19 protein-coding genes are annotated in these 19,274 nt (G+C 74.5%); 11 read left to right on the top strand and 8 right to left on the bottom strand.

Features of this window, described 5'->3' with window-relative positions:
- Positions 1-85: 85 nt before the first annotated feature.
- On the bottom strand, positions 86-1,231 hold the full coding sequence (locus ABZ914_RS25815; RefSeq protein WP_500196304.1) for an acyl-CoA dehydrogenase family protein: 1,146 nt from the start codon (positions 1,229-1,231) through the stop codon (positions 86-88).
- Positions 1,232-1,298: 67 nt separating this feature from the next.
- On the opposite strand from ABZ914_RS25815, the gene ABZ914_RS25810 reads away from it, so the two are divergent.
- Positions 1,299-1,925 carry a TetR/AcrR family transcriptional regulator gene (locus ABZ914_RS25810; RefSeq protein WP_500196302.1) on the top strand — a complete coding sequence of 209 codons (627 nt, stop codon included), beginning with the start codon at positions 1,299-1,301 and terminating at the stop codon, positions 1,923-1,925.
- 16 nt (positions 1,926-1,941) lie between these two features.
- Here the strand turns inward: ABZ914_RS25810 and ABZ914_RS25805 are convergent, their stop codons facing one another.
- The 4 genes from ABZ914_RS25805 to ABZ914_RS25790 form a co-directional block, all read right to left on the bottom strand.
- Positions 1,942-2,802 (bottom strand): DUF4253 domain-containing protein, encoded by an 861-nt coding sequence (locus tag ABZ914_RS25805; protein WP_433136602.1) that lies wholly within the window; start codon positions 2,800-2,802, stop codon positions 1,942-1,944.
- A gap of 123 nt (positions 2,803-2,925) precedes the next feature.
- Positions 2,926-3,108, bottom strand: a complete 183-nt coding sequence (locus ABZ914_RS25800; RefSeq protein WP_433136601.1) for a hypothetical protein — start codon at positions 3,106-3,108, stop codon at positions 2,926-2,928.
- A 14-nt stretch (positions 3,109-3,122) separates the two neighbouring features.
- Positions 3,123-5,564: an ABC transporter permease gene (locus tag ABZ914_RS25795; RefSeq protein ID WP_500196300.1), complete on the bottom strand. Its 2,442-nt coding sequence runs from the start codon at positions 5,562-5,564 to the stop codon at positions 3,123-3,125.
- On the bottom strand, positions 5,561-6,292 hold the full coding sequence (locus tag ABZ914_RS25790; protein WP_500196298.1) for an ABC transporter ATP-binding protein: 732 nt from the start codon (positions 6,290-6,292) through the stop codon (positions 5,561-5,563). Before ABZ914_RS25790 ends, ABZ914_RS25795 begins: the two co-directional genes overlap by 4 nt.
- A gap of 188 nt (positions 6,293-6,480) precedes the next feature.
- On the opposite strand from ABZ914_RS25790, the gene ABZ914_RS25785 reads away from it, so the two are divergent.
- From ABZ914_RS25785 to ABZ914_RS25775, 3 genes are read left to right on the top strand one after another with little or no spacing between them, the layout of a single operon-like run.
- The gene (locus tag ABZ914_RS25785; RefSeq protein ID WP_500196297.1) at positions 6,481-7,710 is read left to right on the top strand and encodes a sensor histidine kinase; all 1,230 of its coding nucleotides are present in this window, start codon (positions 6,481-6,483) and stop codon (positions 7,708-7,710) included.
- The gene (locus tag ABZ914_RS25780) at positions 7,698-8,336 is read left to right on the top strand and encodes a LuxR C-terminal-related transcriptional regulator (protein ID WP_190856508.1); all 639 of its coding nucleotides are present in this window, start codon (positions 7,698-7,700) and stop codon (positions 8,334-8,336) included. The genes ABZ914_RS25785 and ABZ914_RS25780 overlap by 13 nt, the downstream gene beginning before the upstream one ends.
- Positions 8,333-8,869: an NUDIX domain-containing protein gene (locus tag ABZ914_RS25775; RefSeq protein ID WP_500196295.1), complete on the top strand. Its 537-nt coding sequence runs from the start codon at positions 8,333-8,335 to the stop codon at positions 8,867-8,869. The genes ABZ914_RS25780 and ABZ914_RS25775 overlap by 4 nt, the downstream gene beginning before the upstream one ends.
- On the opposite strand, the gene ABZ914_RS25770 is transcribed toward ABZ914_RS25775, so the two are convergent.
- Positions 8,817-10,151 carry an aminotransferase class I/II-fold pyridoxal phosphate-dependent enzyme gene (locus ABZ914_RS25770; RefSeq protein ID WP_500196293.1) on the bottom strand — a complete coding sequence of 445 codons (1,335 nt, stop codon included), beginning with the start codon at positions 10,149-10,151 and terminating at the stop codon, positions 8,817-8,819. The genes ABZ914_RS25775 and ABZ914_RS25770 overlap by 53 nt on opposite strands.
- A gap of 129 nt (positions 10,152-10,280) precedes the next feature.
- Between ABZ914_RS25770 and ABZ914_RS25765 the strand changes: the two genes are divergently transcribed.
- From ABZ914_RS25765 to ABZ914_RS25745, 5 genes are read left to right on the top strand one after another with little or no spacing between them, the layout of a single operon-like run.
- Complete coding sequence (locus tag ABZ914_RS25765; RefSeq protein WP_500196292.1) at positions 10,281-11,219, top strand: substrate-binding domain-containing protein; 939 nt, start codon at positions 10,281-10,283, stop codon at positions 11,217-11,219.
- Positions 11,216-12,025, top strand: coding sequence for a nitrilase-related carbon-nitrogen hydrolase (locus ABZ914_RS25760; protein WP_500196290.1), 810 nt, complete (start codon positions 11,216-11,218; stop codon positions 12,023-12,025). Before ABZ914_RS25765 ends, ABZ914_RS25760 begins: the two co-directional genes overlap by 4 nt.
- Positions 12,022-12,972 (top strand): ABC transporter substrate-binding protein, encoded by a 951-nt coding sequence (locus tag ABZ914_RS25755; protein WP_387030604.1) that lies wholly within the window; start codon positions 12,022-12,024, stop codon positions 12,970-12,972. Before ABZ914_RS25760 ends, ABZ914_RS25755 begins: the two co-directional genes overlap by 4 nt.
- Positions 12,973-12,985: 13 nt before the next feature.
- Positions 12,986-13,924: an amino acid ABC transporter permease gene (locus ABZ914_RS25750; RefSeq protein WP_500196307.1), complete on the top strand. Its 939-nt coding sequence runs from the start codon at positions 12,986-12,988 to the stop codon at positions 13,922-13,924.
- A gap of 56 nt (positions 13,925-13,980) precedes the next feature.
- Positions 13,981-14,733, top strand: coding sequence for an amino acid ABC transporter ATP-binding protein (locus ABZ914_RS25745; RefSeq protein ID WP_500196306.1), 753 nt, complete (start codon positions 13,981-13,983; stop codon positions 14,731-14,733).
- A 79-nt stretch (positions 14,734-14,812) separates the two neighbouring features.
- Here ABZ914_RS25745 and ABZ914_RS25740 read toward each other — a convergent pair whose 3' ends face one another.
- A complete protein-coding gene (locus tag ABZ914_RS25740; protein WP_500196288.1) occupies positions 14,813-15,481 on the bottom strand; it encodes a TetR/AcrR family transcriptional regulator in 669 nt (222 codons plus the stop codon).
- A gap of 73 nt (positions 15,482-15,554) precedes the next feature.
- Here ABZ914_RS25740 and ABZ914_RS25735 point away from each other — a divergent pair, with 73 nt between their 5' ends.
- Both ABZ914_RS25735 and ABZ914_RS25730 read left to right on the top strand, forming a co-directional pair.
- A complete protein-coding gene (locus ABZ914_RS25735; protein ID WP_500196286.1) occupies positions 15,555-17,132 on the top strand; it encodes an ABC-F family ATP-binding cassette domain-containing protein in 1,578 nt (525 codons plus the stop codon).
- Positions 17,133-17,216: 84 nt separating this feature from the next.
- The gene (locus ABZ914_RS25730; RefSeq protein WP_500196284.1) at positions 17,217-18,095 is read left to right on the top strand and encodes an alpha/beta hydrolase; all 879 of its coding nucleotides are present in this window, start codon (positions 17,217-17,219) and stop codon (positions 18,093-18,095) included.
- Here the strand turns inward: ABZ914_RS25730 and ABZ914_RS25725 are convergent, their stop codons facing one another.
- Complete coding sequence (locus tag ABZ914_RS25725) at positions 18,096-19,025, bottom strand: LysR substrate-binding domain-containing protein (RefSeq protein ID WP_500196282.1); 930 nt, start codon at positions 19,023-19,025, stop codon at positions 18,096-18,098.
- Positions 19,026-19,274 lie beyond the last annotated feature (249 nt).

Genomic DNA, 19,274 nt, shown 5'->3' with positions numbered 1-19,274 from the left:
GTCCAAGAGGCGCCGCCGGGGCTGAGGCCGCACCCGGGCGCGCCCGGCCGCGGCCGGTGCTTCCGGCCGGCCGCGGCGGCGCGGGTCAGAGCCCGGCGTCGCGGCCGATGATCTCCTTCATGATCTCGTTGGAGCCGGCCCAGATGCGGGTGACGCGGGCGTCCATCCAGGCGCGGGCCACGCGGTACTCGCGCATGTAGCCGTAGCCGCCGAACAGCTGGACGCAGCCGTCGATGACCTGGTTCTGGACGTCCGAGCTCCACCACTTGGCCTTGGACGCGTCCACCGCGGACAGCTCGCCCGCCACGTGCGCGGCCAGGCACTGGTCGACGAACGCCTGCGCGACGTCCAGCTTCGTGATCAGCTCGGCGACCAGGAACTTGTTGTGCTGGAACTGGCCGATCGGCTGCCCGAACGCCTTGCGCTCCTTGACGTAGGCGATCGTCTCGTCCAGGACGCCGCGGGCGTGCGCGACGTTGGCGACGGCGCAGGAGAGCCGCTCCTGCGAGAGCCGCTCCATCATGTGGATGAAGCCGCGGTTCAGTTCGCCGATCATGTGGGAGTCCGGCACCCGCACGTTCTCGAAGAACAGCTCGGACGTGTCGGCCTCCGGCTGCCCGACCTTGTCGAGCTTCGTGCCGCGGCTGAAACCGGGCGTGCCGGCCTCGACGCCGAACAGGGTGATGCCCTTCGCGCCGCGCTCGGGGTCGGTCTTGGCCGCGACGATGATCAGGTCGGCGTGGCCGCCGTTGGTGATGAACGTCTTCGAGCCGTTGATCACCCACTGGTCGCCGTCGCGGACCGCGGTGGTCTTCAGCGCCGCGAGGTCGGACCCGCCGGACGGCTCGGTCATGCCGATCGCGGTGATCAGCTCGCCGGTGCAGAACCCGGGCAGCCACTTCTTCTTCGCCTCGTCGGTCGCCAGCTCCAGCAGGTACGGGGCGCAGATGTCGATGTGGATCGACACGATCGAGTTGTAGGCGACCGCCACGCGGGCGAGCTCCTCGCCGATCACGGCGTTGAAGCGGAAGTCCCCGGCGCCCTGGCCGCCGTACTCCTCGGGCACCTGCATGCCGAGGAAGCCCTGCCGGCCCGCCTCCAGCCACACCTCGCGCCTGAGCATCCGCTCATTGCGGATGTCCTCGTCCAGGGGCAGGAGCGTCCGCTCGACGAACTCCTTCACGGACTCCCTGAACAGCTCGTGGTCGGCCTCGAAGACGGTGCGCCGCATGCGGATCCTCCCGGAATGGTGCGAAGTGCGGGCCCAGTGTACTGAGCGATCGCTTAGGCTTCCGCGCATGGCTCCCGGCAGCGGCTCCGCGGACGGCGACGGCGGCATGTGGGCGGGCGTCGCGCCGGACGCGTCGCGCCGCCTGCTGCTCGCCGCGGTCGACTCCTTCGCCGAACTCGGCTACCACGGCACCTCGACGCGGCACATCGCGGCCGGCGCCGGGATGAGCGCCGGCGCCCTCTACGTGCACTACCGGACGAAGGCGGACCTCCTGTTCCAGATCGCGCTGACCGTCCACGAGTCCGTGCTCGCGGAACTGGAGGGCGCGGTCGGGGGCGTCGAGGGGCACGCGGCGCGCGTCCGGGCGCTGATGTACGCCTTCGCGCGCTGGCACGCCCGCCACCACCGCGCCGCCCGCGTCATCCAGAACGAGCTGGGCGCGCTGGACGCGGCGCACGCGCGGCGGATCGCCGCGATCCGGCGCCGGGTCCGCGCCCTGGTGCGCGAGGAGGTGCGGGCGGGCGCCGCGGCGGGCGCGTTCGACGTCGCCGACATCGAGGGCACGGCGCGCGCCATGTCGTCCCTGGCGATCGACGTCTGCCGCTGGTACCGCCCCGAGGGGCCGCGCTCGCCGGAGGAGATCGGCGCGCTGACCGCCCACCTGGCGCTGCGGATGCTCGGCGCGCGCGGCTAGCGCGGCCTGCGCGCCTCTAGTCCCACCAGAACGACCAGTGCGTCTTGCCCCGGATCTCCTCGGCGTAGCCGGCGAGGGTGCCGGGGCCCTGGAAGAGGATGTCGGGGCAGAACGCCCAGTGCTCCGCCGCGACGTGCACCGCGTGGCGGGTCGTCACGGGCGGCGCGGCGACGCTCAGCTCCAGCGTGTTGAACCCGAGCCCGACGACGCGCGCGCCGAACCGCTCCTCCCAGCCCCGCAGGACGGCGGCGAGCGGCGCGGTCCACTCGTTGTGGTTCAGCGCGCCCTGCCAGCCGACCGCGGCGATCGCGTCGGCGCCGCGCTCGACCGCGACCAGCCCGAGGGACGGTCCCCGCGCGCCGAGGGCGCGGGCGTACCGGTCGGCGACGGCGTCCGGGTCGTCCAGCAGGGTGCCGGCGGGGGCGGGACCGGGGCAGTGCCGCCCGAACGGGGCCAGGTCGTCGTGGTCCTCGTCGGCGGCCTGCTCCGCCCAGTCGGCCCACACCTCGTAGAGGAACGCGTCGGGCGAGTAGTTGCCGATCTCCGCGACCGGCTCCGGCGCGATCTGGCCGGACGCCCACGGCTGGTCGGTCTCGTCGAGCAGCAGCGGCCACAGGCCGGACCGGGAGTGCTCGGCGCGCAGCCGGCCCCACAGCTCGCCGTGCACGGGCTCGTCGCTCAGCCAGAAGGCGGGCCGCATCAGCGACTGCCGCTGCGGGTAGCCGGGGTCCGGCCACACCACGTCCCCCTCGGGGAGCGACACCGACAGCGTCCGCCCGGCGGCGCCGTCCGCGCCCGGGCCGGCGCCGTCCGCGCCGTCGGCGAACAGCTGCGGGAGGTTGCCCGGCAGGTGCCGCCGGATCTCGACATCATCCATTTCACGCCGTTCCGGTACAGAGCATGCCAACGGGATCTTGGCACTCCGAGATGGTAACGGCGGTGCGGGCCGCCCGGGGGACGAGCCGGAGGTTCGGTCGGCCGGGGCGGCCCGCACGGGGTGTCAGCGTTCCCGGCGGCGGCCCCGCAGGAGGTAATCCAGGACGACGGCGACGACGCCGAGTCCGGTGAGGACGCTGACGGGGATCTCCAGCCAGGTGCCCTTGAGCGTGATGTTGGAGACCACGTTCACGGCCAGGAAGAGGCCGAACAGGGTCCAGCGGGCGGTGTTGCCGGTGCCGTTCATGATGTGCGCGCCTTTCACGGGAGTTTCGGGGAGGTGCGCCGGCGGAGCATCGCCCGGGCCGGCAGAAGGATGGCGGCGGCGCCGGAGCCCGCCACGGTCGCGAGGATCGCCGCGCAGGTCAGCGGGGACACCGCGGGCAGCGGCAGCCCGGTGACCGCCGTCGCGAACGCCGGGACGACCACGGCGACGATGAGGGAGCCGGCGGCGGCTCCGGTGCCGAGCACGATGAGCGCCTCCAGCCGCAGCATCCGCAGCACCTGCCGGCGGGTCGCGCCGACGAGCCGCAGCAGCGCGAACTCGCGGCGCCGCGCCGCGGTCGCCAGCGCCAGCGTCGTGACGAGCCCGATGACGATGAACCCGGCGATCGCGCCGACGACGACGTAGTTGATGAACCCCTGCAGCCTGGTCTCGTCCGACAGCCGGGCGCCGAAGGCGTCGCGGCCGACGGCCTGCGCGCCGAGGTACGCCGCCGTCACGGACCGGAGGTCGGCGTGCCCGCGGACGAGGACGTGGTCGTCGAGCGACGTGGACGAGTGCGCGGCGACCAGGTCGTGGGGGAGGAGGACGTCGCCGAAGCCGAGCCCCCGCTCGTACACCGCGACGACCCGGGCGTCGATCCGCGTGCCGTCGCCCAGCCACAGCGGCGTGGTGGAGCCGACGTGGAGGCCGCCCGCGACGTCGCGGCTCAGGGCGACCGCGTCGCCGCGCAGCGCGCCGAACCCGCCCGAGGCGACCTTCGGGTCCATCGTGGCGGCGGCGTCCGCGCCCACGCCCTGGGCGGTCAGCGACCGCAGGTTCTTATCGCCCAGCTCCTTCACGGCCATGACGACCGTGGTGCGCTTGACGGGCGTCGCGGCCGTGACGCCCGGGACGCGCCGCGCGGCGTCGGCCGCTCCCTGCGGCAGCCCCGGCCCGCTCGCCACGATGACCTGGTCGGCGCGGTTCCCGGCGGCGAACTGCGCGGTGGTCGCGTGGGCGATCGTCGACTGGGCGAAGAGCTGCACGCCGGCGAACGCGATGGCCAGCGCGACCGGCGTCATGATCGAGCCGGCGCGCAGCGCGGCGGCGCCCGCCGCGTGCCGGGCGAGCCGCCCCGCGACCGGGGACAGCGCGGCGGCGGCCCGTCCGAGGACCCGCTCGCCGGCCCGGGCCAGCAGCGGCCCGAGCAGCGCGACGGAGACGATCAGCGCCATGACCAGCCCGCCCAGGGAGGCGCTCGCGGTCGGCCCGGTCGTGACCGCCGCGACCCCGAGCGCGTTCGCGCCGGCGACGAGGAGGACGACGCCGGTGACGACGCGCCAGCGGGGCAGCCGCGCGGGCTCGGCGGCCGACTCGCCGAGGGCCTGCACCGGACGGATCCGGGAGACGCGCAGCGAGGCGAGCAGCGCGGACGCGGTCGCGGCGAGGACCGTGACGGCGAGGGCGGCCAGCGCCGGCAGCGGGGTGAGCGAGAGCCCGAACCCGTCCGGGAGCACGCCCTTGCGGATCATCGCGGCGTGCATCGCCGCGCCCGCGCCGAGCGACAGGACGCCGCCGATCAGCCCGGCCGGAACGGCGGCGCGCGCCGTCTCGCGGACGAGGCGCCCCCGCACCTGCCAGGGCGTCGCGCCGACCGCGCGCAGCAGCGCGAACTCCCGCCCCCGCTCCCGCACCGACAGTGCGATCAGCCCGCCGACGACGACCAGCGCGGTCATGACGGCGACGCCTCCGAACGACCCCGCGATCTCCACGATGTCGGGCCGTGCGGTGGCGACGGCGCGGTCCTCGGCGTCGCCGCGCGCCGCGCCGGTCGCGACGGTCAGTCCGGGCGCCGCCTTGCGCAGCGCGGCCGCGTCCGGCTTCCCGCCGGTGAGCACCGCCAGGGCGTCGGCCTGCCCGGGGTGCCCGTTCAGCGCCGTCGCGGTCGCGGTGGTGAAGAACGCCGCCGCGGGTCCGGACGACACCAGCCCGGTGACCCGGTAGGCGCGGGGCGCGCCGCCGGCCTGCAACCGGACGGTCGAGCCCGCCCGGGCACCGGCCGAACGGCTCAGCACCACCTCGTCCGGCCCCTGCGGCGCCCGGCCCTCGCTCAGCTCGTACGGCCGCAGCGCGGCCGACTCCCAGCCGTGGCCCGTCACCGCGCGTCCGGTGGAGGTCAGGACCGGGAACGACACGTCCGCGACCACCGCCCGGACGCCCGGCACCGACCGCAGCGGACCGGCCGCCGCGACCGGGAGCCGCGCGCGCTCCGCGAGGGGCCTGCTCTGCGTCTCCGGATCGTCGCCGACCCGCTTCATCCGCTGGGTCACCTTCTGCGGACCCGTCACGACCGCGTCCGCCGCGGCGTACCGCTCCACCGGCGCGTGCGCGCGCAGCGCCGACTCCAGCAGCACCCCGCACGCCCCGACCAGGACCGCCGCGAACAGCAGCGCCGCGAAGACGCCCGCGAACGCGCCCTTCCCCTCCAGCCTCTTCACAGCGACTCCCACCGGTTCATCACGGCCGCGACGGAGGGCGCGGACAGCTCGTCGACGATCCGGCCGCCGCTGAGGAACAGCACCGAGTCGGCGGTCGCCGCGGCCAGCGGATCGTGGGTGACCAGCACGACCGTCTGCCCGGTCAGGTCCGCCGCCTCGCGCAGCAGCCGCAGCACGCCGCGGGCCGACCGCGGGTCGAGCGCGCCGGTCGGCTCGTCCGCGAACACCACCTCGGGGCGGGTGATCAGCGCGCGGGCGACGGCGGCGCGCTGCTGCTGCCCGCCCGACAGCTCCGCCGGGCGGTGCCGCAGCCGGTCCGCCAGCCCGACCCGGCGCACCACCTCCTCCAGCCACGCGGGATCGGGCTCCGCGCCGCCGAGCCGCAGCGGAAGCGTGATGTTCTGCTCCACGTCCATGGACGGGATCAGGTTGAACGCCTGGAACACGAACCCGATCCGCTCGCGGCGCAGCCGGGTCAGCTTCGCCTCGCCGAGCCGGCCGAGGTCGGTCCCGCCGATCCGGACCGTCCCGGCGGTCGGCCGGTCCAGGCCGGACGCGCAGTGCAGGAACGTGCTCTTGCCCGAGCCCGACGGCCCCATCACCGCCGTGAACCCGCCGCGCGGGAACGTCCAGGTGACGTCGTCCAGCGCCCGCACCGCGCCGTAGGTCCTGGTGATCGACTCCAGGCGCACCGCCACCGCGGTCGCCTCGGCCGTCATCGTCGTCATGCTCGCCCTCCGTGGGAAACCCGCTCTCACCAGGACGAACCTAGGTTCCGGGGCGGTCCGGGCACATCGGTGCGCACTCTCCGATCGATGGTGTAGCGGGCTACACCATCGGCAGGGGAGCTGGCCCGGGTGCGCCGCGCGGCGCGCTCACATAGCGTGTGCCGAGAGGCGACATGACAAGGGCACAGATGACCGTGACGGCGGCGCTGCGGCGCAGCGCGGAGGCGACGGGGCGCCTGGTGGGCGCGCTGCGCATCACCGTGCCCGCGCTGCTCGGCGTGGCGCCCCTGCTCGTGTTCCTCGCCCTCCTGGTCGTCGCGCTGCCGTGGCTGCCGGACGCGGTGAAGCCGCTGCGCGCGCTCGCGAACGCCGAACGCCGCCGGGCCGGGCAGGTGCTCGGCCGCGAGATCCCCGAGCCGTACCCGTCCCGCGAGGACGCGGGGCTGGGGGAGGCGCGCCGGATCGTGCGGTCGCCGGCGCTGTGGCGGGACATCGCCTGGATGGCCGCGCACGGCTACAGCGGCCTGGTGATGGCGGTGATGGCGGTCGGGCTCTGGCCGGCGATCCCGTACGCGGCGTCGATACCGCTGTGGTGGTGGGCCGCGCCGAAGGGCTCGGTGTCGGCGTTCGTGGACCTGTACACCTGGCCGCAGGCGCTCACGTTCCCGTTCCTCCAGGCGGCCCTGGACCTGGCGGCGCTGCTCTGGCTGGTGCCGCGGTTCGTGCGCTGGCAGGCCCGGCTGGCCGAGGTGCTGCTGCGCCCCACCCGGCGCACCAGCCTCACCGAGCGGGTGGAGGAGCTCACCGAGACCCGCGCCGAGGCGCTGGAGGCGCACGGCGCCGAGCTGCGCCGCATCGAGCGCGACCTGCACGACGGGACGCAGGCGCAGCTGGTCGCGGTCGCGCTGCGGCTCGGCCTCGCCGACCGCCGCTTCGACGCCGACCCGGCCGCCGCCCGCGCGCTGTTCCTGGAGGCCAGGGACGGCGTGGAGGAGGCGCTGACGCAGCTGCGGACCGTCATCCGCGGCGTGTACCCGCCGATCCTGTCCGACCGGGGCCTCGCCGGTGCCGTGCGCGCGCTCGCCGCCGGGCAGCACATCCCGGTCGAGATGGAGCTCGACGAGGCCGGCCGCGCGCCCGCCGCCGTCGAGGCCGCCGCCTACTTCGTCGTCGCCGAGGCGCTCACCAACATCGCCAAGCACAGCGGCGCCCGCACCGCGTCCGTCACCGTCCGCCGCGAAGGGGCCCGGCTGCTGATCAGAGTGCGCGATGATGGCAAGGGCGGGGCCGACGCGGGCCGCGGCAGCGGCCTGGCGGGCATCCGCCGCCGGGTGGCCGCGCTCGACGGGACCACCCGCATCGACAGCCCCGACGGGGGAGGGACGACGCTGGAAGCGGACCTGCCGTGCGGATCGTGATCGCCGAGGACAACGTGCTGCTGCGCGAGGGCCTGGTGCTGCTGCTGACCTCCGACGGGCACGAGGTCGCCGCCGTCGCCGGCAGCGGTCCCGAGGTGCTGCCCGCGCTGCTGGAGCACCGGCCCGACGCCGCCGTCCTGGACGTCCGGCTCCCGCCCGGGTTCCGGGACGAGGGGCTGCGCGCCGCTATCGAGGCCCGCAAGCGGATCCCGGGGCTCCCGGTGCTGGTGCTGTCGCAGTACGTGGAGGAGACCTACGCCGCCGAGCTGCTTTCCGGGGGCGCGGAGGGCGTCGGCTACCTGCTCAAGGACCGGGTCAGCCGGGTGGACGAGTTCCTCGACGCGCTCGCCCGGGTCGCCGCCGGCGGCACCGCGCTGGACCCCGAGGTCGTCTCCCAGCTGATGACCGCCCGCAGCGACCCGCTGCGGGCCCTCACGCCCCGCGAACGCGAGGTGCTCGGGCTGATGGCGCAGGGCCTCGACAACGCGACGATCGCGACCACGCTCGTCATCACCGAGCGGTCGGTCAGCAAGCACATCGGCGCGGTGTTCGCCAAGCTCGGCCTGCCGCCCACCGACAGCGGCCACCGCCGCGTCCTGGCCGTCCTCGCCTACCTCAACTCATGACCGCCGCGCCCGAGTCCGCGCCCGCGCCCCGCGTCCGGCGGGCCGCCCGCGCGCTCCTGCTCGACGGCGGCGACCTGGTGCTGCTGCGCCGCACCCTGCCCGGCCGCGCCGTCTACTGGACGACCCCGGGCGGCAAGATCGAGCCGACCGACGCCGGTCCGGAGGCGGCGCTGCGCAGGGAGCTGGACGAGGAGCTCGGCGCGACCGCCGGTCCCGTCCGGCAGGTGTTCGCGTGCGCCGAGCAGACGCCGGAACTGCACCGCCTCAACGTCTTCTACGTCTGCCGGCTCGTCACGATGGACCTGTCGCGCCGCCACGGCCCCGAGTTCGACGACCCGTCCAAGGGCCGGTTCGACGTCGACCGCTTCCCGTGCACGCCGGCGGGCCTGGCGCCGGTCGACCTCATCCCGGAGACGCTGGGCGCCTACCTCCAGATGCACGCCGAGGACCTTCCGGGCCTGATCCCCGGCGCCGCCCCGGTCAGTGCGGACGCGCCGCCAGAGCCACGAGGTCGGCCAGCTCCGCGACGCTGAGCGGGGCGTCGGGGAGGCGGCCGGTCGCGATCCGGACGTGGGCGCCCGCAGGAACGATCTGGTATCGGCTGCCCGGAACGGCCGCGACCCCGTGCGCCGCGAGCGTGACCAGGGCCGCGGACTCGTCGGCAACCGGGACCCACAGCATCAGCCCGTCCCGGTTGCCGGTCCGGACGCCGCGCTCGGCGAGCGCGGACGCGAGGCCCTCGCGGCGTTCGGCGTAGGCGGCGCGGGCCCGGTCGACGGCCGCCACGCCCGCCGGATCGGTCAGCAGGTGCGCGAGCGCGTCCTGGAGGATGCGGCTCGTCCAGCCCGTCCCGAAGCTGCGCAGGACGCGGACGCGCTCCACCGGCTCCGCCGCGCCGCCGATCACGGCGAGGCGCAGGTCCGGGCCGTGGGACTTGGAGTAGGAGCGGACGAGCACGGTGCGCTCGGGCAGGTGCGCGCCGACGCTGACCGCCGGCGACGACGACACCTCGCCGGTGCCGTCGTCCTCGACGGCGAGGGTGTTGGTCGGGGCGAGCAGCTCGGCGAGGGCCGCCGCGCGGGCCGGGGTCAGCGCGTGCCCGCGCGGGGTGTGGGCGCGGGGCTGGTAGACGAACGCGGCGGGCCCGGTGGCGAGCGCCTCGGCGAGCGCGTCCGGCTCGGGGCCCTCGTCGTCGCAGGCGACCGGCACGACCTCGGCGCCCTGCGCCTCCAGGATGTCGAGCAGGCGGGCGCCGGTCGGGTCCTCGACGGCGACGCGGTCGCCGGGCACGGCGACGGTCTGGCAGACGAGCTGGACGCCCTCGTAGCCGCCGCCGACGGCGAGCATCCCCGCGGGCGGGAACGGCCAGGCGGGTTCGACGGCCGCGCGCAGCGCCGGGGTGATCGTCTCCCGGGTGTAGTCGTTCAGCCGCGCGGTGCGGGCGCCCGCGGCGAGCGCGGCGTCCAGCGGCGGCAGCAGCGCGGGGTCGGGCGCGGCGATCGCGAGGTCGACGGCCAGCCGGTTGCCGAACTCGCCGATGCGCTCGTAGCGGGCGGGGTGCGGGATGTTCGGCGGGCCGATCACGACCGTGCCGCGGCGCCGCTGCGCGCTGACGACGCGGTGCCGGCGCAGCGTCGACCAGGCGTCGGCGACCGTGCCCGGGCTGACCCCGAGCTCGGCGGCCAGCCCCCGCACGGTCGGCAGCCGCGTCCCGGCGGGGAGCTCCCCGCTGCGGATCAGGGTGGTCATCGAGGCGGCGATGCCCCGGGCCGTGCGGTCGCCGATGCGCTCGGCCAGCCATGCCGCGTCGATCACGTTACCCCCGCGCAAAACTTTGTGTAGTAACAAAACACCCATTGTACGCGGTACAAACGCGCCCTAAAGTCGGGTCCCATCGCGCCCCAAGCGCGACAAACCCCCTGTTACATGCGGAAATGGAGCGTTGTGCCGATTCCACGTATTCGCCTGGCGCTGCGGGACTGGGACCATCTCGTCCCGCTGCTCACCGGCCGGGTGCGCGCCCGCGGCGTGGCGCTGGAGATCGAGACCCGGGAGATCACCCCGGACGTCCTCGCCGAACCCGGGCTCGACGGCGGCGAGACGTCCTTCAGCCGCTACGCCCTCGGGCGCGGCGACGGCGACGAGCGGCTCGCCGGGCTCCCGGTGTTCGTGATGCGCGGCTTCCGGCAGCGCTGCGTGCTCGTCCGGAACGACAGCGACCTCGCCGCGCCGCGCGACCTGGCCGGGGCGACGATCGGGCTGACCGGCTGGCCCGACTCCGGCAACACCTGGACCCGGGCGCTGCTGCGCGCCGAGGGCGTCGACCTGTCGGCGATCCGGTGGCGCGTCGGGCCGCTCGCCGCCGGCGAGACCGGCAAGGACCGGCTCGGCGCGCGCCCGCTGCCCGCCAACGTGCGGGTCGCGGACCGGTCGCTGGTCGACGGGCTCGCCGACGGCACCTTCGATGCCGTGTTCACCCCGTTCATGCCGCCGGAGATGTTCACCGGGCACAGCCGGTTCCGGCACCTGTACGAGGACCACCGCCGGGCCGAGAAGGAGTACTTCGCCCGCACCGGCTTCGTCCCCGGCATCCACATCCTCGCGCTCAAGCGGGAGGTGGTGGACGAGCACCCGTGGCTCCCCGAGGTGCTGCAGGACGCCTTCGAGGAGTCCAAGCGGGTGTGGCTCCAGCGCCGCCGGCTGCTCACCGACACCACGCCGTGGCTGCTGGACGAGCTGGAGACCCAGGCGCGCCTCTTCGGCGACGACTGGATGCCGTACGGCGCCGGCGCCAACGCCGCGATGGTCGCGGCGTTCTGCGAGGAACTGTACGAGCAGGGCATCGCGCCCCGCCCCATCAAGGCCGAGGAGGTCTTCGCGTGAGGATCGCCGTGGGCCAGTTCGCCTCCACCGAGGACTGGCAGACCAACCTCAAGACCTGCATGACGCTCATCGACGGCGCCGTGGAGGGCGGCGCGGACCTCCTCGTCCTGCCCGAGGACTCCCTCGCCCTGTTCATCGACGAGCCGGACCGGATCGCCGAGGCCGCGCAGCCGCTCGACGGCCCGTTCGTCACGGGCCTGCTGGAGCACACCGCCGGCTCGCGCACCACCGTCGTCGTCGGCATCCACGAGCCCGCCGGGGACGGCAAGGTGCACAACACCCTCGCCGCGATCCGCGACGGCGGGATCGTCGCCGTCTACCGGAAGGTCCACCTGTACGACGCGTTCGGCGCGCGCGAGTCCGACCGGGTCCGCCCCGGCGACGGCGAACCGGTCGTGTTCGACTGCGCCGGCTGGCGGGTGGGGCTCATGACCTGCTACGACGTAAGATTCCCGGAAATGGCCAGGCTGCTGGTCGACGCGGGCGCCGAGGTGCTCGCCCTGCCGGCGGCCTGGGTGCGCGGCCCCGCCAAGGAGCGGCACTGGGAGGTCATGGTCACCGCCCGGGCGCTGGAGAACACCTGCTACGTGGCGGCCTCCGGCGAGTGCGGCCGCCGCAACATCGGCGCGAGCATGGTCGTCGACCCGCTCGGCACCGTCCGCGACCGGCTCGCCGACCGGCCCGGGCTGCTGTGGGCGGTCGCCGACCGCGAGGAGCTCGACGAGGCCCGGCGCAGGCTGCCGGTGCTCGCGAACCGGCGCTTCCGCGTCGACCCGTCCATCCGGCCGAGAGAGGAGACGGCATGAGGGGCCGCACGGCGCTCTCCACCGCTCTCGCGGGCGCGCTGCTCGCCGCGACGGCCGCGTGCGGCGCGAACCCGCCCGAGGCCGAGGGGATCCTCGGCGGCGGCAAGTCCGCGCAGGGCGTCAAGGAGGCCGACCTCCGCCAGACCGTCGACCATGCGTTGCACGACGCGCTGCCCGCGAAGAACAAGGCGTCCGGCAAGCTGGTCTCGGTCAACAACGGCTCGTTCCCGCCGTACGAGATCGCCGGGTCGGACGGCCGCTCGCTGTCCGGTGCGTCCGCCGACCTCGCCACCGCGCTCAGCCAGCTGCTCGGCGTGAAGATCGAGCACGTCACCGTGGACGGGCTGCCGAGCGAGCTGACCGGCATCAAGGCCGGCCGGTACGACTTCGCGCTCGGCCCGATCGGCGACTTCCCCGAGCGGGAGGGCGACAACGTCTTCGTCGACTGGGTGCGCGAGTTCGTCGTGTTCGCCGTCCCGAAGGGCAACCCGAAGCACATCGGGTCCATCGCCGACACCTGCGGGCTGAAGATCTCGGTGATGGCGGGCGGCTCGGCCGAGGACGTCGTCAAGAAGCAGTCGGGGACGTGCGTCCAGCAGGGCAGGCCGGCCGTGCAGGTCCAGTCGTACAAGGACCAGCCGACCGCGACCCTCGCCGTCCGCTCGCACCGCGCCGACGCCTTCTTCTCCTCGCAGGCGCCGCTCGGCTACTTCGTCAAGCAGTCCGGCGACGACCTGCAGCTCGCGGGCACCGGCAAGGCCAACGGCTTCGGCGACCTGTACCAGGGCGCCGTCGTGGCCAAGGACTCGCCGCTGAAGGACGTCCTGCTGCGGGCGCTGCGCAAGCTCGTGGAGAACGGCACCTACAAGAAGGTCATGACCGAATGGGGCCTGACCGCGAACATGCTCGACGCGCCGGGCGTGAACCTGGCGCCCAGGGAGGGGTGAACCGGCGGTGACCATGACCGAGAAGCGCTCCGGCGACACCGTCGCCGACGTCGACGTGGCGGGCGCCGCGCACGTCCGGCACCCGCTGCGGTGGGTGGCCTCGCTGGTCGTGCTGGTCCTCGCGGCCCAGTTCGCGCACCTGCTGTGGACCAACGACAACTTCCAGTGGGACGTCGTCGGCCGCTACGTCAACGCCTCCCTCATCGGGGACGGCATCGCGATCACGCTGGAGCTGACCGTCATCGCGATGGCCGTCGGCATCGCGGGCGGGATCCTGCTCGCGGTCGGCCGGCTTTCGGACAACCCGCTGCTGCGCGCCGCGTGCGGGCTGTACGTGTGGTTCTTCCGCGGCATCCCCGTGCTGGTGCAGCTGGTGATCTGGTACAACCTGTCGGCGCTGCTGCCGCGCATCTCGGTCGGGATCCCGTTCGGCCCGGAGTTCGCGCACGGCAGCACCAACCAGCTCATCACCCCGCTGGTCGCGGCCATCCTCGGGCTCGGCCTGAACGAGGCCGCCTACATGGCCGAGATCATCCGCGGCGGGCTGCTCGCCGTCGACCCGGGCCAGGCCGAGGCCGCGCAGGCGCTCGGGATGGGCGGCGTCCGCACGTTCCGCCGGATCGTGCTGCCGCAGGCGATGCGGTTCATCGTGCCGCCCACCGGCAGCCAGGTGATCAACATGCTGAAGGCGACCTCGCTGGTCAGCGTGATCGCGCTCGCCGACCTGCTCTACACCGTCCAGTCCATCTACAACCGGACGTTCCAGACCATCCCGCTGCTGCTCGTCGCCTGCCTCTGGTACCTGGTGATCACCTCGATCCTGTACGTCGGGCAGTCGTTCATCGAGCACCACTACGCGCGCGGCGCCACCCGCAACGCCCGGCAGGGCTTTTGGGACTTCGTCCTGATGCGGCGCCGCCGCCCCGTCCCGCCCCCGGAGGTGACCGCTTGAGCACGCTGGAGAAGGACGCGCCGCGGGAGAAGGACGCGCCGCGCACCGGCGTCCCGATGGTCCGCGCCCGCAACGTCCGCAAGAGGTTCGGGCACCTGGAGGTGCTGAAGGGCGTCGACCTGGACGTTGACCCCGGCGAGGTCGTGGTGATCCTCGGGCCGTCCGGGTCCGGCAAGTCGACGTTCCTGCGGTGCGTCAACCACCTGGAGACCATCGACGGCGGCTCGGTGCACGTGGACGGCGAGCTGATCGGGTTCAGCGCGTCCGGCGGGAAGGTGCGGCACCTGCGCAAGCGGGACGTCACCCGGCAGCGCCGCGAGATCGGCATGGTGTTCCAGCAGTTCAATCTGTTCCCGCACCTGACCGTCCTGCAGAACGTCATCGAGGCGCCCACCGGCGTGCGCGGGGAGCCGCGCGCCAAGGCCCGCGAGCGGGCCCGCGAGCTGCTCGCCAAGGTCGGCCTGGCCGACAAGGCGGACGGCTACCCGCGGCAGCTGTCCGGCGGCCAGCAGCAGCGCGTCGCGATCGCCCGGGCGCTGGCGATGCGGCCGAAGCTGATGCTGTTCGACGAGCCGACGAGCGCGCTGGACCCCGAGCTGGTCGGCGACGTGCTGGAGACGATGAAGACCCTCGCCGAGGAGGGCCTCACCATGATCGTCGTCACGCACGAGATCGGCTTCGCGCGCGAGGTGGCCGACCGGGTGGTGTTCATGGACGGAGGCGTCGTCGTCGAGTCGGGACGGCCCGCCGACGTGCTCGACCACCCGTCCAACGAGCGCACGAAGGCGTTCCTCAGCAAGGTCCTCTGAGAACCGCCGCCCGCGCCCGGCCCCGCCTTCCGGGGCCGGGCGCGACGCGTCTCGCGGCACCGAATGCGGGACCGCCGGATCAGAGGCGCTGGGCGATCCCGTCCAGCAGGCAGTCGAGGCCGCGCGCGAACGCGTCGTCCCAGTCGTGGCCGCTGAGATGCCCGTGCTCGGCTAGGCTCGGGTAGCGGTCCCGCTCCCGGGCGAGGAGGCCGTCCGCCGCCTCGCGCGCCTCGTCGGCGCCGCCGGAGGCGACCTGCATCAGCGCGGAGCCGATGACGAAGTTGGCGAGCGCGTAGGCCGCCGCGACCAGGTCGGGTCCGGTGAGGCCCGCGCCGGCGAGCGCGGAGTGCAGGAACTCGGTGCGCGCCAGGACGTTCGGGCCCAGCAGCGGACGCCCGAGCACGGCGACCGACCAGGGGTGGCGGAGCATCGCCGCCCGCCAGCCGTGCACCAGCGAGGCCGCGTCCGCGCGCCAGCCGCCCCGCCCGCCGGACGGCTCCGCGGACGGCACCGCCACCTCGCCGAAGATCGTGTCGAGCGCGAGGTCCAGCACGTCGTCCTTGGTCTTGACGTGCCAGTACAGCGTCGTGGACCCGGTGCCCAGACGCTCGGCGAGGCGGCGCATCGTCAGCCGGTCCGCCCCCTCCTCGTCCAGCAGCGCGACGGCCTCCGCGACGATCCGCCCGCGGCTCAGCGGCGGAGCCTCGCGCCGTGCGCGGTTCTCCCGCAGCCACACGCTCTCGGTCATGCGACCAGGCTAGTACATTGGGCGGGCACCGGACCAACGATCCGGTTCATCGAACAGCGTACGAGGAGGCGTGATGGGGCACATCGACGTGAGCCGCCTGACGTACCGGCTCCCGGACGGCCGACCGCTGCTGGACGACGTCTCCTTCCGGATCGGCGAGGGGGCGAAGGGCGCGCTCGTCGGCCCGAACGGCGCGGGCAAGACCACCCTGCTGCGCCTGATCGCCGGGGACATAGCGCCGTCGGCCGGGACCGTGACGAGCTCCGGCGGGCTCGGGGTGATGCGGCAGTTCATCGGCGGCGTCCGGGACGACCGCACCGTCCGCGACCTGCTGCTGTCGGTGGCGCCCGCACCGGTCCGCGCCGCCGCCGGGGCGCTGGCGAGGGCGGAGCGGGACCTGGGCGAGAGCGAGGAGAGCCAGCTCGCCTACGCGCGGGCCATCGCCGACTACACCGACGCGGGCGGCTACGACATCGAGGTCGTCTGGGACACCTGCACGACCGCCGCGCTCGGCCTGCCCTTCGACCGCGCCGCGGCGCGCGGGGTGGCCACGCTGTCGGGAGGCGAGCAGAAGCGGCTCGTCCTGGAGGCGCTGCTGCGCGGCCCCGACGAGGTGCTCCTGCTCGACGAGCCCGACAACTACCTGGACGTGCCCGGCAAGGAGTGGCTGGCGGGACGGCTGCGCGCCACGGGCAAGACCGTCCTGCTGGTCTCGCACGACCGGCGGCTCCTCGCCGACACCGCCGACCGGATCGTCACGGTCGAGTCCCGCGACCTCTGGGTGCACGGCGGCGGGTTCGCCGGGTACGCGGCGGCGCGGCGGGAGCGCACCGGACGGCTGCACGAGCGGCGCCGCCGGTGGGACGAGGAGCACGCGCGGCTGAAACGCCTGGTCCACACGCTGCGGCAGCGGGCGGCGAACAACGACGCGGTCGCCTCGTCGTACCAGGCGGCGCGCACCCGGCTGCGCAGGTTCGAGGAGGCGGGGCCGCCGCGGAGCGCGCCGAAGGAGCAGAACGTGCGGATGCGGCTGCGCGGCGGCCGCACGGGCAAGCGCGCCCTGGTGTGCACGTCGCTGGAGCTGACCGGCCTCGCCCGCCCCTTCGACCTGGAGGTCCGGTACGGGGAGCGGGTCGCGGTACTGGGCTCGAACGGGTCGGGCAAGTCGACGTTCCTGCGCCTGCTCGCCGGGGCGGACGTGCCCCACCGCGGCGAGGCGCGGCTCGGCGCGCGGGTCGTCCCCGGCCACTTCGTCCAGACGCACGCGCGGCCCGACCTTCGCGGCCGGACGCCCGCCGAGATCGTCATGACCGGGCACGCCCTGACCCGCAACGACGCGATGGCGGCGCTCGCCCGCTACGAGCTGGCGCCCGCCGGGGCCCGGCCGTTCGAGACGCTGTCGGGCGGGCAGCAGGCGCGGCTGCAGATCCTGCTGCTGGAGCTGTCCGGCGCGACGCTCCTGCTCCTCGACGAACCGACCGACAACCTCGACCTCGCGAGCGCCGAGGCGCTGCAGGACGGGCTCGCGTCCTACTCCGGGACCGTCCTGGCCGTCACGCACGACCGCTGGTTCGCCGCCGACTTCGACCGGTGCCTGGTGTTCGGTGCCGACGGGCGGGTCACGGAGTCGGACGAGCCGGTGTGGGCATAGCGCGATGGTGATAGCGGCGGACGAGACGGGTATTTGATCGACCCGGCGCCGCGGGGGGAGGCTGGAGCGGACCGGGAGGGGTGGGTGGTCGTGGTCGACCTGGACGACTGGCCGGGCAGCGGGCTGAGCGACGAGGAACTGGACGTCGCCTACAACGTGCGGCGCAAGGCCGGGCCGGAGCTGTTCGAGCGGCACATGGCCCGGTACCGGGCCGAGTCGGAGGCGGCCGTGGACGGGCTGCCCGGTCACCCCGGGATCGTCTACGACGAGCCGAGCGGCGAGCGGCTGGACGTGTGGGGCGTCGGCGACGACGGCCTGCGCCCGGTGTTCGTGTTCCTGCACGGTGGCTACTGGATGGCGCTGTCGCGCGCCGAGTCCTCGTTCATGGCGCGCGCGCTCTACGAGCAGGGGATCGCCACCGTCGTCCCGGACTACACCCTCGCGCCGAAGGCGACGCTGGAGGAGATCGTCCGGCAGGTGCGGGCGTCCATCGCCTGGGTCCACCGGCACGGCCGCGAGCACGGCCTCGACCCCGAGCGGATCGTGGTCGGCGGCAGCTCCGCCGGCGGGCACCTCACCGGCATGACGATGGTCGGCGGATGGCAGGAGGAGCTCGGGCTGCCCGCGGACGTGGTGAAGGCGGCCATGCCGTTCAGCGGGCTGTTCGACATCCGCCCGATCACCCGCGTCTACGTCAACGAGTACGTGAAGCTGGACGTGCGGCGGGCCGCGGCGCTCAGCCCGGCGCTGCTGCCGCGCGAGCGGCGCTGCCCGGCGGTCGTCGCGGTCGCCGAGCACGACGGCACCGGCTTCGTGGAGCAGTCGCGGAGGTTCGCGCCGCTGTGGGGTGCGGGCGAGGCGATGGTGGTGCCGGACCGCGACCACTTCGACGTGGTGCTCGACCTCGGCGACCCGGCGTCGGCGCCCTTCGAGGCGCTGGTCGGCCTGGTCCGCTCGCTGTGATCAGTCCTCCGCGATCTCCATGGCCTCGCGGCGCAGGTGGTCGAGCATCAGCCGGGCCGACGGGGTCGGCGCGCGGTGCGCGGGCAGCGTGACCCCGACCTGCCGGCGGACGGTCTCCAGCGGCACCGGCAGCGGCGCGATGTCGCCGTCGGTCCGCGCGACCAGCTGCGGCAGCGCGGCGATCATGTCGGTGTCGCGGACCAGCGTCCGGACGGTCAGCACCGACGTGCACTCCACCAGGTCGCCGGGCGGCTCCAGGCCCTCGGCGCGGAACACCTGCTCCAGCTCGGCGCGCAGCGCGGTCTGCTCCAGCGGCAGCACCCACGGGTAGTCGAGCAGGTCGGCGAGCGAGAGGCCGGCGCGGGACCGGGCCGGATGGCCGTGCCGCGCCACCAGCCGGACCGGCTCGCCGTACAGGGTGATCTGGCGCAGCCCGCGCAGGTCGCCGATCGGGTTGAGGCGGCCGAGGATCAGGTCGATCTCGCCGTCCAGCAGCCGCGGCACCTGCGCGTCGAACGTGGCCTCCTGGACGATCACCGTGATGCCGGGGCGGTCCTTCTTCAGCGCCGCGATCGCGCGCGGCAGCAGCACGTTCGAGCCGGCCAGCAGGGTGCCGATGGTGACGGTGCCGACCTCGCCGTCGGCGAGCCCGGTGATCCGCTCGCCGGCGCGGCGCAGCTCGGCCAGCACGGCCCGGGCGTGCTCGACGAACGCGTCCCCGAACATCGTCGGCGTCACGCCGCGCGGGCCGCGGGTGAACAGCTCGACGCCGAGGATGTGCTCGACCTCGCGCAGGCTGCGCGTCACGGCGGGCTGCGCCAGCCGCAGGTGCTCGGCGGCGCGCAGCACGCTGCCCTGGTCGGCGATGGCGACCACGAGGACGAGGTGCCGCAGCTTGAGCCGCCCGTTGAGCAGGTCGATCGCGCGCATACCGCTTTGATATCACAGCATCGTGATAGCTCTGCGGATCTTTGGTATTTGCACGGCATAGCTCCGCGGGCAGAGGATCGGTACGTCAGGGCAGATCGCGTCGTGGAGGAGCGGAATGAAGGCTGAGCACTACGTCGGCGGGGTGTTCCGTTCGGACGGACCGGCCTTCCCGCTGATCTCGCCCGCGGACGGCGCGGAGATCGGTGCCGTCCCGGAGGCGCCGCGCGAGGCCGTCGACGACGCGGTCGC

The sequence above is a fragment of the Spirillospora sp. NPDC046719 genome (assembly GCF_040645715.1).
GTDB lineage: Bacteria > Actinomycetota > Actinomycetes > Streptosporangiales > Streptosporangiaceae > Spirillospora.
The sequence above is the reverse complement of the archived record's forward strand: the minus strand, read 5'-3'. Positions and strand labels throughout refer to the sequence as shown.

Excerpts from the sequence above, each read along its gene's own strand:
- ABZ914_RS25815 (WP_500196304.1), bottom strand. The coding sequence starts at position 1,231 with ATGCGGCGCACCGTCTTCGAGGCCGACCACGAGCTGTTCAGGGAGTCC.
- ABZ914_RS25810 (WP_500196302.1), top strand. The coding sequence starts at position 1,299 with ATGGCTCCCGGCAGCGGCTCCGCGGACGGCGACGGCGGCATGTGGGCG.
- ABZ914_RS25805 (WP_433136602.1), bottom strand. The coding sequence starts at position 2,802 with ATGGATGATGTCGAGATCCGGCGGCACCTGCCGGGCAACCTCCCGCAG.
- ABZ914_RS25800 (WP_433136601.1), bottom strand. The coding sequence starts at position 3,108 with ATGAACGGCACCGGCAACACCGCCCGCTGGACCCTGTTCGGCCTCTTC.
- ABZ914_RS25790 (WP_500196298.1), bottom strand. The coding sequence starts at position 6,292 with ATGACGACGATGACGGCCGAGGCGACCGCGGTGGCGGTGCGCCTGGAG.
- ABZ914_RS25785 (WP_500196297.1), top strand. The coding sequence starts at position 6,481 with ATGACCGTGACGGCGGCGCTGCGGCGCAGCGCGGAGGCGACGGGGCGC.
- ABZ914_RS25775 (WP_500196295.1), top strand. The coding sequence starts at position 8,333 with ATGACCGCCGCGCCCGAGTCCGCGCCCGCGCCCCGCGTCCGGCGGGCC.
- ABZ914_RS25755 (WP_387030604.1), top strand. The coding sequence starts at position 12,022 with ATGAGGGGCCGCACGGCGCTCTCCACCGCTCTCGCGGGCGCGCTGCTC.
- ABZ914_RS25750 (WP_500196307.1), top strand. The coding sequence starts at position 12,986 with ATGACCGAGAAGCGCTCCGGCGACACCGTCGCCGACGTCGACGTGGCG.
- ABZ914_RS25745 (WP_500196306.1), top strand. The coding sequence starts at position 13,981 with ATGGTCCGCGCCCGCAACGTCCGCAAGAGGTTCGGGCACCTGGAGGTG.
- ABZ914_RS25740 (WP_500196288.1), bottom strand. The coding sequence starts at position 15,481 with ATGACCGAGAGCGTGTGGCTGCGGGAGAACCGCGCACGGCGCGAGGCT.
- ABZ914_RS25735 (WP_500196286.1), top strand. The coding sequence starts at position 15,555 with ATGGGGCACATCGACGTGAGCCGCCTGACGTACCGGCTCCCGGACGGC.
- ABZ914_RS25725 (WP_500196282.1), bottom strand. The coding sequence starts at position 19,025 with ATGCGCGCGATCGACCTGCTCAACGGGCGGCTCAAGCTGCGGCACCTC.